The organism is Paenibacillus sp. FSL R7-269 (genome assembly GCF_000517865.1).
Classification (GTDB): Bacteria; Bacillota; Bacilli; order Paenibacillales; family Paenibacillaceae; genus Paenibacillus_AQ.
Map to the genome: position 1 here is coordinate 47,365 of NZ_ASPS01000030.1, position 14,898 is coordinate 62,262.

General features: G+C 55.4%; 10 protein-coding genes. All 10 read right to left on the bottom strand.

Annotated elements, in window-relative coordinates; genetic code table 11:
• Positions 1 to 389 precede the first annotated feature (389 nt).
• The 10 genes from C162_RS15180 to C162_RS15225 all read right to left on the bottom strand — a co-directional run bounded on the left by C162_RS15180 (position 390) and on the right by C162_RS15225 (position 14,873).
• A complete protein-coding gene (locus C162_RS15180; protein WP_036695341.1) occupies positions 390 to 1,031 on the bottom strand; it encodes a hypothetical protein in 642 nt (213 codons plus the stop codon).
• A gap of 126 nt (positions 1,032 to 1,157) precedes the next feature.
• On the bottom strand, positions 1,158 to 3,359 hold the full coding sequence (locus tag C162_RS15185) for a DEAD/DEAH box helicase (protein WP_036695342.1): 2,202 nt from the start codon (positions 3,357 to 3,359) through the stop codon (positions 1,158 to 1,160).
• A complete protein-coding gene (locus tag C162_RS15190; protein ID WP_036695343.1) occupies positions 3,356 to 4,675 on the bottom strand; it encodes an ATP-binding protein in 1,320 nt (439 codons plus the stop codon). The genes C162_RS15185 and C162_RS15190 overlap by 4 nt, the downstream gene beginning before the upstream one ends.
• A gap of 10 nt (positions 4,676 to 4,685) precedes the next feature.
• The gene (locus C162_RS15195) at positions 4,686 to 6,506 is read right to left on the bottom strand and encodes a TerB N-terminal domain-containing protein (protein ID WP_051493524.1); all 1,821 of its coding nucleotides are present in this window, start codon (positions 6,504 to 6,506) and stop codon (positions 4,686 to 4,688) included.
• A 336-nt stretch (positions 6,507 to 6,842) separates the two neighbouring features.
• Positions 6,843 to 8,462 (bottom strand): response regulator, encoded by a 1,620-nt coding sequence (locus C162_RS15200; protein ID WP_036695344.1) that lies wholly within the window; start codon positions 8,460 to 8,462, stop codon positions 6,843 to 6,845.
• The gene (locus tag C162_RS15205; protein ID WP_162174464.1) at positions 8,459 to 10,273 is read right to left on the bottom strand and encodes a sensor histidine kinase; all 1,815 of its coding nucleotides are present in this window, start codon (positions 10,271 to 10,273) and stop codon (positions 8,459 to 8,461) included. The genes C162_RS15200 and C162_RS15205 overlap by 4 nt, the downstream gene beginning before the upstream one ends.
• 30 nt (positions 10,274 to 10,303) lie before the next feature.
• Positions 10,304 to 11,152, bottom strand: a complete 849-nt coding sequence (locus C162_RS15210) for a carbohydrate ABC transporter permease (RefSeq protein WP_036695346.1) — start codon at positions 11,150 to 11,152, stop codon at positions 10,304 to 10,306.
• Positions 11,153 to 11,155: 3 nt separating this feature from the next.
• The gene (locus C162_RS15215) at positions 11,156 to 12,064 is read right to left on the bottom strand and encodes a carbohydrate ABC transporter permease (protein WP_036695491.1); all 909 of its coding nucleotides are present in this window, start codon (positions 12,062 to 12,064) and stop codon (positions 11,156 to 11,158) included.
• Positions 12,065 to 12,125: 61 nt separating this feature from the next.
• Positions 12,126 to 13,469 (bottom strand): ABC transporter substrate-binding protein, encoded by a 1,344-nt coding sequence (locus C162_RS15220; protein ID WP_036695348.1) that lies wholly within the window; start codon positions 13,467 to 13,469, stop codon positions 12,126 to 12,128.
• Between the two features lie 186 nt (positions 13,470 to 13,655).
• Positions 13,656 to 14,873, bottom strand: coding sequence for an MFS transporter (locus C162_RS15225; RefSeq protein ID WP_036695349.1), 1,218 nt, complete (start codon positions 14,871 to 14,873; stop codon positions 13,656 to 13,658).
• Positions 14,874 to 14,898 lie beyond the last annotated feature (25 nt).

The following is a 14,898-nucleotide window of genomic DNA, read 5'->3' on the forward strand; positions in this document are numbered from 1 at the left end:
TCCTCCCTAATTGAATGTATGGATCTCAATGTGGGAAAGGACGGTTATCTTCGTCATCAGGTGCTTCTCTTCGCCTGGCGGTTCGTGCGATCCAGCGCTGAATACTGCTCGGCTGCGTCAGTCTGACCGCTACCGACCAAGTTAAACCGGGTGCAGTAAGTTCATGACCCCAGTGGATCTCCTGCACAGAAAAGTAGGTAAAGGGAATCGACACTATCGAATAGATCAGAGCGATGGAGAATGCCAATTGAATCAAGTCATAGAAATGCTCCAGTCCGGTTCACCTCCGCCTGTATGCGTGATAATGGAATAAATTGAAAATGATTATACGTCTATACGTCAGAGTGAAGGTGTGGTTCCACGATTCTGGGTAATACCAGCGAATCTTACTAACCTCTTAAGCGTAATAGCTCTAATTCTTGAAGAACTTCCTTTACGTCACAGCTGGAATTCAAGCTATGGATCATCTCTTCCGTAATGGGGAGATCCTCGTAGATTTTTGCAACAACCTCTAAGGATAGGGATAATTCAAAATAATCTGTTGCAAATTCCACAAAATCCTCTGGTGTATGGAATATACAGCCCAGTAAAAAATCAGAACCATCGCTTTCACCTTCTGGAATCTCAACGTTTCCTTTGTGCCAGCTAGTGTCACTGCTTTTACGCCAAATGCAAAAAGTCACATCTTCTTTTTCAATCGCAGCATCATCAAGTAATGGTAATAATCCCTTTGGGACGTCATCATAAATTCCTTGCCATACTTTATGTTCATCTTGTGCGTATGGACTTAATTCAGATTCGTGATCGAAACCTTTTATGATGGAGCCTTCATTGGAAAACAAAATAAATAAATGATCCCCTGATCCATTATCTATTTTCGCCATAGACACACCATCATTCCACTCTTGATTGAAACTATGGTAACGAAGCCATTCCTCCTGACAAAGAATAATATTCAGTGAAGCTTGGATTTTCATTAGCTTTTGTAAAATTGTTGGATCCGGTAAACGCTCTAACGCATTTGCTTCCATAGATTCCTCACCCACCCTATAATAACTTCCGTGGATAAACAAGAAGCAGCTGATCACGATAGGATCGACTGCTTCTTGTTGTATAAGCGGGATACATCTCCGCATATTGGCTATCGCTATATCAATTTATGCCGGAGGCTGCCGCCACTGTTTGATGACATGGACCAGACCCGGCACATCAAGGCCATCGAGCGAAAAAGCTTTGCGCAGCAGGTCATGCGGGATGAACTCATCGTATTTGCCGAGGTAAGGGGCTTCATCCGGCTTCAGGAGCGTGAGTGCATCCGAAGCCGCAGCGGTCTCGGCGATGATCTCATCCTCCAGCTTCTCTGCATCCACTTTACCGGCGACCACCATATAATATGGTTCCATCGGCACGACTGAACGCAACCCCAGTGGCTCCTTCAGATTGTTCTTGAGCAGGCGCTCCAGCGTACGGAACTGGCGGCTGCCAGCCCACGGAAGGATGAACATGGAGTCTCCTCCCGCAGGCAGAACTGAACGCGTCAGCAAGCCGCTCTCCTTGGCAAGCCTCCGCGCCCGTTCCAGTCTGGCGGCCGCGCTTGGCGCAAGGTAAGGGTATAGGGCCGTAGATCCTAATACTTCCCGGATCTTCGTCATGATCCGGGTATGGACATCTCCGCCTGCACCGAGCCATAAGGTGTCCACTTTGCCGCGTGAGCCTTTGACATAGACGGCCTTGTGACGATTGTCCACCTCTTCAACCTTCCACAGCTTGCCTGCCAGTGTGAAGCAGTAGCCCGGAGGAGGCACGGTGGTAATGGATCCAATCTCTTCCGTCCCGTTATAGACAACATGCTCTTCATCGTCTTTGAATACCGCATAGAAGCGGAAGTTGTTGACGATCTTCTCGCCTGCCATTCCGATCAGCAGGCTGCCCTCATCCATCTGCTCGATATGGCCCATGCCCAGCATGTACTCCATGAAGTCATCATAATCCGCGGGATCGATGCTGCGGAAGGACGGCAGGCTCAGCACAGCCTCCTTCAAGTCCTCCGGCTCTGCTTCCCCCATGCTCTTCAGAATGCTCATCGTCTGATGATACAGCAGACCGACCGGCAGCTGGCGCACGACCAGAGGCTCCACCCATTTCTCGCGCACGTACAGCTCGATTACGGCAATGGCCCGCAGCAGCGTCCACGGCATGCGCGCCGGGAGCTGCGCCTCCTCGTCCTCCTCCTCGGGCGTGACGAAGATCATCTCGGAGGCGGCGTCCCCGCGCCTGCCCGAGCGGCCCAGCCGCTGCACGAAGCTCGCGCAGCTATAAGGCGCGCCGAGCTGGAGTACCCGCTCCAGCTCGCCCAGATCAATCCCCAGCTCCAGCGTCAGCGTCGCTGCAGCTACTGCCGGCCCCGCGCCCTCACGGAGCGTGGCCTCGGTCTCCTCGCGCAGCATAGCGGAGATGCTTCCATGATGCACATGGAAGACATCCCGCTCGCCGCGCTTAGCGGCAATGCGCCGCATCTCCAGGATGGCCTCTTCGGCATCGCTGCGGCTGTTCGTGAAGATCAACGCTTTCTTAACATGCGTGTGATCGTAGATGAACCCGTAATACGCCTGTCGCGCCCGCTCCAGGTGCTCAGCCTCCTCCTCATTCCGCGCATCCGGGAACGAGAAATGCTCCACGCTCAGCCGCAGCTTGCGTCCACCCTGCGGCGCGCTGACCTCCACGCTCTCGCGCGTGCCTGCCGCCAGCCACTCCGTAACGGAGGCGTAGTCGCTTAAGGTCGCAGAGAGGCCGACCCGCCGCGGATGACAGCCCGCCATCCGCGAGATCCGCGCCAGCTGGCTCAGCACCTGAATGCCGCGGTCCGCACCCATAAAGGCATGTACTTCATCGATGACGATGAAGCGCAGATCATGGAACAGGGCCGGGATCGCATTCGGGCGGTTCATCAGCAGACCCTCAAGGGATTCCGGGGTAATCTGCAGTACCCCCGAAGGGTTCTGCATCAGCTTGGTCTTGTCCGCCTGCGGCACATCGCCATGCCAATGCCAGACCGGAATGTTCCCTTCACGCAGCAGATCGTTCAGCCGCGTGAACTGGTCGTTAATCAGCGCCTTCAGCGGCGCGATATACAGGATGCCTACAGAGGCAGACGGACGCTCGTACAGCTCCGTGAGTGCCGGGAAGAAGGCCGCTTCAGTCTTGCCTGAGGCCGTCCCTGAAGCGATCAGCAGATGATGCGGCGTGTCAAACAGCACCCGGCAGGCATCGACCTGTGCCTCGCGCAGCGTATCCCAGCGGTTCTTGTAGATGAATTCCTTGATGAACGGGGCCAGCCGGTAGAACGGGTTATCACTCATAGGTCGAACTCCGCCAGGAAGCCGTCCAGCTCATTCTGCTCTGTCTCAGCGGGCCGCGAAGTCCGCTCTCCGACCAGCTTCTCGAATGAAAGCTCCGGATGCTGGTGCAGGGTATGCAGCAGATCCATGAAATCACGCACCACCTCGCGTGCGGTGAGCAGTTCATCAGCTCCCAGCCGGTTGACCGCCTCTTCCATGAAATGCACCAGCTGCTCCTGCGTCAGTCTTGCTTCATATCCGTAGTGCAGCGCGTGGATATCCCGCAGCTTCTGGAGCAGAATCAGAATCTCTTCGTGGGAGAGCATGTCTAGCGCGATAATCGGCCCTGTGTAATTGTTCAGACCGTTGCCTGCGTACCGTCCGGCCACCAGCCGGGAACGCAAGGCCTCATAGCTGAACAGTCCGCGCCGGTGGTCCTCCACGAACTGCGGCGTACCGCCAACGAAGATTCCCAGCCGCTCTGCCTTGCCTTGCATCGTATCATTGAACATGGTCAGCAGCTTCTCGTAATTGCTCTGCCGCGAGATGCTGTTGGTAATCTTGTAGAGGTTCACCCCTTCATCGATGAACAGCAGCAAGCCCTTATAGCCGATGGCTCCGGTGAATTCCGCCCACAGCTTCATATAGTCATACCAGTTGTCATCATCGATAATGACACCAACGCCGAGCGCCTTCCGCGCTTCCGTTCGGGTTGGGAACTCTCCCCGCAGCCAGCGCAGGGAATCCTGCTTCAGTCCGTCATCAGCCAACTTATGTCCGTTCCAGTAGGAAGCCAGCACCTTGGCGAAGTCGAAGCCATGCACCAGCCCTCGCATCTCGGAAGCTACCGAATAGATACGCTGCTCAACCTCATCGCCCAGCTCCTGCGCATCAGGGCCGTAGCCCTTCTCCTGCATCACCGCCTGCTGCAGCGTCATGATCCACTTCTGCAGCATAATCTCCAGTGCCCCTCCATCCGGGCGGGTCCGGGTCGAGAGATGGCTCATCAGCTCGCGGTAGGTGGCGAGCCCTTGGCCCTTCGTGCCGACCAGCCGCCGCTCCGGTGACAGGTCAGCATCAGCAACCACGAAGTCACGGTCCATCGCATAGTTGCGGATGATCTGGAGCAGGAAGCTTTTGCCGCTGCCGAACTTGCCTGTAATTAGCTTGAAGGCGGCTCCGCCATCAGCGATGTTCTCCATATCGCGGAGAATCGCCTCCACCTCCGGACGGCGGCCGACGGCGATATGTTCAAGCCCGATCCGCGGTACAACTCCCGCTGTCAGCGAATTGACGAGCGCGGTGGTCATCCGCTTCGGTATTTTGAGTGGGTTCATTTTACGAATTTCACCTCTTTATATAGTCCAGCATGGATAGACATTCTTCGGTCAGCTCTTCCCCGTCAATGATGAGGTCTCCCAGACTGTCCATTGCCAGCTCATTAATCTCATCGTAGAGCAGTTCTGCCATCGTCCCTGCTCCCGCAGCCAGCCGCTGCACCTTCACAGAACCGTCCTCCTCTGCCAGAGCCAGCACGGCCTGCCGTTGCAGCGGAGTCAGCTCTGAAGCGAACAGTATCCAGCGGTCTGCTTCGCTATCAGAGTAAGGCGGTGGGGAAGCGGTAAGCTTCTGACCAGCTGACAAGTGGGTACCTGGAAGCTCTTCATGACCCCGCTCTATTCGCTCACCACCAATCATCGCGACCACCTGCTCTTCAGCTCTTGCAGAGCTATCGGAAATACTTTCCGCATTTGCTGATACAGCTGGTGCAACTCTTGCATCCGTGTTCGCAACACTTTTCTCGCCCGCTGATTCAGCTCTTCCCAGTACTTCCGCATCACTTGTTACATCTGCTGATCCGGTGCTTTCATGTACATCCGCATCACTTCCGGCACCGGCCAATCCGGCTCCTCCAAGTGCTCCTTCAGACTCAATTATCCATTCTGCGTCATCTTCCTGCCCCCGTTCCCCGGTGTCTTCCACCGTAAGCAAGGAACGCACCACCTCGGAGTCGCTTGCCAGCTGCTCCAGCTTCTGCTGGTCAATAACCACCGCCGGTCCCTTCTCTTCCTGCTCCGCCTTGCGGAATTCACGCTCCAGGAACCGGGTGACGAGATCATCCATATCGGCATCGACCCGTATATCCTTCAGTCTTCCCCGGTAGCCCATCAGCGCCCGCAGCTTATTCTCGGTCAGCCGGAACAGTCGGGTAATCAGGCTGCGCAGCGGCGGGGACTTGCTCACCCGGATGACAGGCACAAGAACAGAATAGCCATACAGGGAGATATCGTATACCGCACTGCGGAACAAATAACGTTCACGGACAACAGGCGGGGCGGGCGGGAACATCGTGATCAGATTAGAGTCGTGCTTCCGCGCGACATAGGCATCGATTAAGGCTACAACCTGGGGAATGTAACGATCCGCAGCGATTTTACCCTCGCCGGTGTAGAATTTCGACTTGCTGATATCATAGTCCGACATCACACTCAGGACCTCGATGCTAAGCTGCTCCGGGGCAGTAGACAGGCAACGGACCAGCTCAAGCTCCGCCAGATCCCCGGCCAGCCCGCGCGAACGGGCCACGATCTCCGAGAGCGGAATATCCAGCTTATGGACAAAAGAGAAATCCGCAATCCACCCGCCAAGGTACTGATCCAGACGTTTGTAACTATCGCGGTAGGCCTCCCACAACAGATTGAGCTGACGGTAGCCTTCCTGAGGCTCATCCCAGCCCACGCCGTTAATCAGCTCATAGATATGCAGGAAGATATAAGAGAGATCGGTCTTCGGGTATCTCCCCTGCCGGACTTCATCCCGCCAGAAAAAATACCATCTGCTCTGCGCGCCGGTCATATGCCCGTAGGTGGGCCAATAGCTTTTGAACGGGACGAACAGCGCCGCAGGCTCCTTATGCTCTACAAGCTCACGTGCACGCTGGACGAACTCACTCTCTGTAGTGGTTACCGGCTCCACACTCTCTTCCATATCCCAGAGCTGGAGCTGGACTGTATCGTAACCGGAACCGGACGTCTTCTTCTTAACCGGCTCTGACTTAGGCTTCCGGCTGCCTTCATCTACAGTACCGCGCGGCGGAATCGCCACATTCTGCTCCGTACTCTCCCAGACCAGCTCCGAGAAATGCAGGCCCTGCCTGTCTTTAGCCATGCTTCATCGCCCCACCCGTATGTCTTCGTAATTCTCACATTATATCATATACCCTATGCAGCGGATGCAGGCGTTCCAGTCATGTGCAGGAATACGTCCACCCTCCAGCGTCCTGCCATAAATCAATAAAAAGACCTTGAGAGACTAACTCCTCAAGATCTTGGATGAGAGCGCCTGTCACCGCACCGCAGCTTAATGTTGCCTGCCGGGCAATGAGAACGTTCGTTTGTGTCTCCATAAGAATATACTATACTCACCCTGCGGGCTGCAATAGCGGAGCAAGGCTGCTGGGGGTTAACTTGTACTTGTACTCACACCTGTTCCTTCGCCCCACCCTCACCCCTTCAAATAATCACTCGGGCTGCGCCCGGTAATCATCTTAAACACCTGGCTGAAATAGGCAGGGTTGTTGAAGCCGACCATCTCACTGATCTCATACACCATATGCTGGCCGGATTGCAGGAATTCAATGGCCCGGTCCACCCGGTACTGGTTCAGGTAGCTGACGAAATTCTCACCGCTGATCCGTTTGAACAGCTGGCTTAGATATTTCGGATGCACATGCAGCTCCTGCGCGAGGCCCATGAAGCTGATCTCCTGGGTATAGTGGGCTTCCACATAGCTTTTGACGCTCTCTACCAGCCGGTTCTTCTTGACGTTCATCTCGGTAAAAGCTGCGGTCAGGAAAGCCGGGATCATCTGGCCCATCCACTCCGTCAAGCTTCTCCAGGTATAGTAGCCCGTCACCGCCTGCAGGAATTCGGACATGCTCATAGGGGGAGTGCGGCCTGGGCAGCAGGCATTCCAGTAATACATCAGCGTAGTGAACAGACCGACACACACCGTCTGTATATCCTGAATGTTATTCTGGTCATCCTGCCGGAGTCTGCCGAAGATGATCTCCCAGGTCTCCCATATTTTTGAGGAATCCCGGCACAGCAGCACTTCATTCCACTCTTGGAGCAGCCGGGAATAGTCCTCCAGCGTCCACGGGTTGCTGCTTGCACACGGCTCATAGGCGTAGATGGGACTGGTCTCCTGAAACTCTGCGGAAGCAAGCGCCTCTCTGCTCTCCAGATACGAATCGATCAGTTCATGGATGGCAGACTTGACCGAACCAATGCCGGCATAGGCCTGAAGCTGAATGTAATTCCGGATCTTATCCATCGTCTCCTGAACCACTTCCTTCAGAACGGGGATCGGCTCTCCAGCCTCACGGTCCAGCACCAGTACCACCAGCAGATCGTCGGAGTAGTCCAGCACATGCCCCTGCACAGAGAGATGACCTGCAAGCTTGTGCTGCAGCGTCTCCCGGCAGATATTACCGGCTCCGAAGCGCAGCAGCTGCCATTCGCGCTCCTTCAGCTTATGCAGCGGCGAAGGCCGGTTAAGCTGGATGCTGGCCGCCGCCAGCCGCTGCGGACGGGTAATCTGCAGATATCCGAGCCGTTCCTCGGAGCATTCCTCCGCACTGTAGCGGGTGGTCAGCAGCTCCATAAGCAGGCGTTCCCGCAGAAAAGGAAGCGTGCGGCCGATTTCCTGCTGATAACGCTCCTCCAGCCGCTTCTTCTGCTCGCCGGCATCCAGATCCAGCAGCACAGCGCGGAGCACAGCTTCGATCTCGTCTACCCGGGCCGGCTTCAGCAGGAAATGGCTGACGCCCCAGCGCATCGCCTGCCGGGCATTCTCGAATTCCTCGTAGCCGCTCAGTATAATAACCGGCAGCTCCGGTGCCAGCTCCCTCAGCGCCTCTGTAAGCTCCAGCCCGCCCATGCCCGGCATATAGACATCGGTCATCACCAGATCGGGGGAGAGCCTGCGGAACAGCTCCAGCGCTTCATGGCCGTTGACCGCTGTTCCAGCCAGGGTAAGGCCCAGCTTCTCCCAGCCCACATGTCTCGTAAGGGCTTTCAGAATATGCGGGTCGTCATCCACCAGCAGGATAGAGCGGCTCATAGCTGATCGCGCAGCAGCCGCTCCAGCTGCTCCTCTGTCTCAATGACTGGCAGCGTAATCATAGCCGCAACCCCTCTCTCCGGCCGGTTGGCCAAGTATAGTCCGTACGGTTCCCCGCAATACAGCTGAATCCGGCTCATCACATTGCGGGTGCCGATGCCGCTCACCTGCTCCATCGACCAGCCTTCCTCTAAGCCCCTGCCGTTATCCAGCAGTGTGATTTGCAAGTAAGGCTGGCTTCCCGGCGTCTTGATCTCCCGCACCTCCAAGTGAATCTGCAAAGGGCCGGAGCCAGGCTCCCGGCTGCCATGAATAATAGAATTCTCAATCAGCGGCTGGAGAATAACCTTCGGAATGAAATAACTCCGTACCGCCGGGTCCGCAATCGACTCCGTATACTCGATGGCAATCGGCAGCCGTTCCTGCTGGATGCTCACATAACACCGCGCATGCTCCAGCTCGTCACGCAGACGGATGAGCATTCTGCCGCCGCTCAGGCCGATACGCAGCATTTTGCCCAGCTGGGTGATCATGTAGCTGATATCCTGGGCGTCGTAATCCATCGCCTTCCAGTGAATCATATCCAGTGTGTTGTACAGGAAATGCGGCTTGATCTGGGCCTCCAGCAGTCCGGCCTGAGCCTCCCGCTTCGCGGCGCTCGCTTCCCGCTCACTCTGCACCAGCTCCTGCAGCCGGTTCACCATGTGGTTGAAGCCGTAAGACATCTGCGTGTATTCCTCCGTCAGCGACTCACTCATACTGGCCCGGAAATCTCCGCGCTCCAGCTTCCGCATCTCCTGAATCAGCCTGCGCACCGGACGGATCATATTGCGGATGAAGAAATACGCCAGCAGCGCCGACAGAAGCAGACAGAGCAGGCCGATCCCGATTACCTGCCTGTCCGCCTTCCGAACCTCCTGCAGCAGCTCACGCGTCGGGATGACCTGGACCAGCCGCCAGGAGATCGTGCTCGGTCTGGAGAACAGGACGAGATAGGACTGCCCGTCCTTTTTCAGCAGCTCATAGCCTTCATTGCCCTCATACGTATGCCGGTAGAGCCAGTCTGCCTCCAGTACAGCCTTACCGGCAGAGCCATTCTCCTTGTTCACCAGCAGCAGGAGATTGCCGCTTGTATCCACCAGATGGATCTGGCCGTCCAGCACAGCAGGAATGTCCTTGAACTGCTTCAGGATATCGTCTGCGGACAGCCGGATATAGAGGTAGCCGATCGTTTTGCCTTCATTTCCGAACAGATGCTGGATATGGCCGATTAGATAAGGCTCATCATCACCGCCGCTGCCCTCCAGGGGAACCCACAGCGAATCCGCCTGCTTCAGCTGGGGATACCAGCTCTCGTTCCTAATCGAAGAGACCGGAAAGACAAGATCCGTCGAGCTTTGCGGCACCCCGTTGAACAAATCACTGTAAATCTCAATCGAGCTTACCCCTTCGTTCAGCACCAGCGAATGCTGGAGAATCTCCGTAATCTCACGCCTTCTGGAGATCATCTGATACTTGGAGGCAGGCGTGTTCTCCAGCCCCTCAATCACGCTCTTGTTCGCTGCAATGGAGTAGGCGGTGCCCGACACATTGGTCATGAAGTCGAAGCCGCGCTTCGTGCTCTCATTCAGCAGGGCAAGCCTGGTCGTGCTGATCTCGCTGAAGGTTACGTCCGAGAAGGTCCGGTACGCTAGCAGGACTATGAATCCGAGAAAAATCAGATTGAACGTAATAATACTGGCCGCCATCAGCGTGGAGAGCTTGCTCCGCCTGATCCGCAGCAGCCAGGTGCCGAGCATTCTTTTTTGCATCTGCCCCATCCCTATGCTTTTCCCACGATTCTATCCTTTCAGGCCGGATGTCGCAATTCCTTCCACGAAATACTTTTGCAGTGTGATGAAGAGAATGAAGCACGGCACCAGCGACAATACCGACATGGCGAACATCGGACCCCAATCCGACTGCGAGCTGGAGTCCAGGAACAGGCGCAGCCCGAGCGGCACTGTGTATTTCCCGATATCGCTAAGGAAGATGAGCTGGCTGAAGAAATCATCCCAGGTCCACATAAAGGTGAAAATCATCGTAGTAATCAGCGCAGGCAACGCCAGCGGAATAATAATCCGGCTGAAGATTTGAACAGGCCCGCAGCCGTCAATCGTTGCCGCTTCGTCCAGCTCCTTCGGTAAGCCGCGAATGAATTGTACCGTCAGGAAGATAAAGAAGCCATCCGTCGCCATCCACTTGGGCAGAATCAGCGGCGCGAAGGTGTTCACCCAGCCCAGGCTGTTAAACAGGATGTAGCGCGGGATAAGGGTCACATGCAGCGGCAGCATAATCGTCATCAGCATCAATGCGAAGCCCACTGCCTTGAACCGGAAATTCAGCCGCGCGAACGCATAAGCCGCCATGGAGCAGGTGATCACATTGCCGAGCACTGCCCCCAGAGAGACCAGAGCCGAATTCTGCAGGAATTTGGCGAAGGAGCTGCCCTGAAAGCCGAACCAGCCGCTGACATAATTATGGAAATTCCATTGCCGGGGCCAGAACCAGATTTCCGAGAAAATCATATTCGCCGGCTTGAACGAGCTGCCCACCAGCCACAGCACCGGGTACAGCATAACAAAGGCGATCAGACAGATGATGAAGTGCTTGAGCCAAACGGCACTTTTCGATGTGCTGCCTGTATCCATAACTTATTTCCCCCCATCTTCATAATGCACCCACAGCTTGCTGCTGCCGAATAGCAGGAGTGTGAATATCCCGATCAGCAGCACCAGTGCCCAGGCCATCGCCGAAGCATAGCCCATCTGGAAGAACGAGAAGCCCTTCTTGTACAGGTACAGGGAATACATCAAGGTGGAATTCACCGGTCCCCCGCTGCCGTTACTGATAATGAAGGCTTGGGTGAACGACTGGAAGGCGGTGATCGTCTGCATGATGACATTGAAAAAGATTACCGGAGACAGCACCGGCAGCGTAATATGCAGGAATTGCCCTACCTTGCCTGCACCGTCCACCGAAGAAGCGTCATAATATTCCGGCGGCACCTGTTTCAGTCCTGACAGGAAAATGATCATCGACGAGCCGAATTGCCATACCGACAGCAGGATTAGCGAATACAGCGAGTATTTGGGATTCGATACCCAGTCAGGCGCCTGTATCCCCACCATGGCCAATAGCTGATTCAGCAGCCCGCCGCCGCCGAGCATCTTGCGCCACAGCATGGCAATAGCGACACTACCTCCGAGCAGCGTAGGGATGTAATAGACCGTCCGGTAGATGCCGAGGCCCCGTATTCCTTTGTTGAGGAGCAGGGCCACGGCCAGGGCGAACATCAGCTTCAGCGGCACAGACACGAATACGAAGATGAAGGTGACTTTCAGCGATTGGATAAATAACGGATCTGCGGTGAGCATCGTCCTGAAGTTGTCCAGACCGATCCATCTGGAGCTCTCCAGAATACTGTAATCTGTAAAAGAAAAATAGAGTGAGGCCGCCATCGGCCCCAGTGTCAGGCACACTAGCCCCAGCAGCCAGGGCGACAGGAACAGGAGGGCAACCCCGTTCTGGTTATAGCGCAGCTTTGTTTTACGCCGATTCATGCCTGCTGGTCTATCTACTGTCATCAGATCTGCACTCAATGGCTCTCTCGCTCCTCTATATTTATTTGGCCTTGTCCAGTATGGCGTTAGCACCGGAGATGAACTGTTCGCTTACCTGCGGAATGCCGGCCTGACCGAAGGAGATCTGCTCGCTGGCACTCTTGAAGTTCTTATCAATCTCCGAGAAGCCCTGCGGGTACGGCGGGTCAATATCACTGGAATGCTTGGAGACCACATCGATAAAATCAAAGATTAACTGCTCTTCTGCTGTAAGCGACGGCTTCAGCTGCTCCCGGACTGCGGAATTGACCGGCACTCCCCGTTCAGCCCCCAGAATAGCAGTGCCTTCCGGGTCATTGACCATGAAGTCGATGAGCTTCGCTACCTCCTTGGGATACTTGGTCTTGGCATTCCCGGAGATGAACTGGCCGGGCTTCAGATATTCGCCGATCTTCTGCTCGCCTTCCATATGGGGAATCACCTGCATCTTCAGCTTCTGGCTCTGGTCCTTCAGCACATTCTGATAGGTAATCAGCTGGTTGGACCAGGCGAAATCAAGGGCGGACTGGCCAACGGACAGCGGCCGGGTCTCCAGCGCATTCGTCATCGCGGCAGTCACCTCTGCCGTTGTAGCACCGCCGCTGTCCCGCAGCCCCTGCCAGTAATTGAACCATTCATCGATGACCTCCTGTGAGACACCAAGTTTGTTCCCGGCGAACAGGCCGCTCCCGTTCTGGCGGACGAATACCTCGAAGATGTTCGTGGTGCCTGAAATATCCGGCGTCCCATAGTAGCCGTCGCCCTTCTTCTTAGCAATCGCATTTGACATCTCCGCAAAATCCTTCCACGTCCATGACTCCTGCGGCTCCGCAATTCCCAGCTCCTGAAGCACAGAAGCATTATAGATGACGCCGGGAGCGTTCACTCCAAGGGTAACGGCATACAATTTGTTGTCAATGCTTCCTGCCGAGAGCATGCTGCTGTCATGGTCCCCGGTCCGCAGTGTTCCATCCTGGGTGTAAGGCGTCAGGTCAAGCAAGGTGCCGCGCTTGGCGTAATCGGACAGGAACGCATAGTCCATCTGAATGATATCCGGAGCATTCGAGCCTGCTACCTGAGTAGACAGCTTATCGAAATAACCGTCCCAGCCGGAATATTCCGGCTTAATCGTGATGCCCGGATTCTTCTCCTCGAAGCGCTTGATCATCTTGGTGGTCAGATCGTGGCGTGTCTGTGAGCCCCACCAGGTCATGCGCAGCTCAATTGCAGGTGCCGAACCCTCTGATTTGGAAGAAGCCTTGGCTCCGTCCGGTGCATTCGCACCGCCGGATGAGCATGCAGCCGTAGTCATCAGCAATATTGAGCTTAGAAGCAGTACAAGTCCTTTTGTCCCCTTGATTGTCATCTGTTGCCTCCTCAAATTTGTGAAGTAAGCGGTTACATAAATGATTATACGGAACGTCCTGCATAGGGTAAATCCAGAAAAGTAAGGGGTTATATCAAATAAGTAAGACAAAAGCCAGCCGGAAGATTCCGGCTGGCCTGTTAGTCCTGGTTAGCTCTGTTAAGTATGCATCTATTCCGTAGCAGTCTACTCTAGCTCCAGTCCCTTCGTTTCTTTCCCCAGGAACAGTACCGCCAGGGCGCCGATTACAATGGTAACGAAGAAAATCATGAAGATGGAGCCGATCCCGACTGCCTTGCCGACCATCAGGCCGACCAGCGTAGGAGCAATAATACCGCCAATACGTCCAAAGGAGGTGGCGAGTCCCACACCTGTGGAACGGATCTTAGTCGGATACAGCTCAGGCGTATACGCGTACATCCCGCCCCAGGCTCCCAGATTGAAGAACGACAGGCAGATCCCGGCAGCCATCAGCATGCCCTCGGTCGTTGAATTCCCGAACCAAGCCGCGCTGACGGCTGTCAGCAGCAGGTAGATGACCAGTACGAATTTGCGGCCGTATTTCTCGATGAAATAGGCGGCGGTGAAGTAACCCGGTAATTGGGCGAGTGTCATGATCAGCACATACTCGAAGCTTTTGACCAGACTAAAGCCCTTCAGCACCATCACCGTCGGCAGCCACAGGAACATTCCATAATAAGAGAAGACCACGGTGAACCACAGAATCCACAGCATGATGGTCGAGCGGCGGTGCTCTGCCGACCAGACTGCCGCTATACGCTTCTTCAACGGCACTGGAGGAGCTTTCTTGATCTCCGCGAACTTCGGTGAGTCATCGATTGCCCTGCGCAGATAGAGCGCATATAGCGCCGGTACCGCCCCAATGGCGAAGGCGACCCGCCAGCCGTAATCCGGAATGACGAAGTACGCAATCAGCGCCGACAGAATCCAGCCGAGCGCCCAGAAACTCTCGAGCAGCACAACAGCCCTGCCTCTTTCCTTAACCGGCATGCTCTCGGATACCAGTGTCGAAGCCACCGGCAGCTCTCCGCCCAGCCCGAAGCCGGCAATGAAGCGCAGCACGCACAGTACTGCATAGCCTGCGGCGAAGGCCGACAGTCCGCTTGCAATCGAGAAGATCAGCAGCGTCCAGAGCAGCACTGATTTGCGGCCGAAGCGGTCCGCCATAATCCCGGCTGCAGCTGCACCGACGGCCATCCCCACTGAGTTAATGCTGGTTAAATAGCCGATCTTTTCCGGTCCCAGCGACCATTCCTTGGCCAGTGCAGCCACGACGAACGAGATCATCCCTACATCCATCGCGTCGAACATCCAGCTTAGACCTGCACTGAAGAGCAGCTTCCGCTGCTTCGGATTCTGCAGCAGCGACATTTGATTCCACATGACTTAAGGCCCCTCTCCCCTGATT

Coding starts and splice junctions, on each gene's coding strand:
- C162_RS15180 (WP_036695341.1), bottom strand. CDS start 1,031: ATGGAAGCAAATGCGTTAGAGCGTTTACCGGATCCAACAATTTTACAA.
- C162_RS15185 (WP_036695342.1), bottom strand. CDS start 3,359: ATGAGTGATAACCCGTTCTACCGGCTGGCCCCGTTCATCAAGGAATTC.
- C162_RS15190 (WP_036695343.1), bottom strand. CDS start 4,675: ATGAACCCACTCAAAATACCGAAGCGGATGACCACCGCGCTCGTCAAT.
- C162_RS15195 (WP_051493524.1), bottom strand. CDS start 6,506: ATGGCTAAAGACAGGCAGGGCCTGCATTTCTCGGAGCTGGTCTGGGAG.
- C162_RS15200 (WP_036695344.1), bottom strand. CDS start 8,462: ATGAGCCGCTCTATCCTGCTGGTGGATGACGACCCGCATATTCTGAAA.
- C162_RS15205 (WP_162174464.1), bottom strand. CDS start 10,273: ATGCAAAAAAGAATGCTCGGCACCTGGCTGCTGCGGATCAGGCGGAGC.
- C162_RS15210 (WP_036695346.1), bottom strand. CDS start 11,152: ATGGATACAGGCAGCACATCGAAAAGTGCCGTTTGGCTCAAGCACTTC.
- C162_RS15215 (WP_036695491.1), bottom strand. CDS start 12,064: ATGAATCGGCGTAAAACAAAGCTGCGCTATAACCAGAACGGGGTTGCC.
- C162_RS15220 (WP_036695348.1), bottom strand. CDS start 13,469: ATGACAATCAAGGGGACAAAAGGACTTGTACTGCTTCTAAGCTCAATA.
- C162_RS15225 (WP_036695349.1), bottom strand. CDS start 14,873: ATGTGGAATCAAATGTCGCTGCTGCAGAATCCGAAGCAGCGGAAGCTG.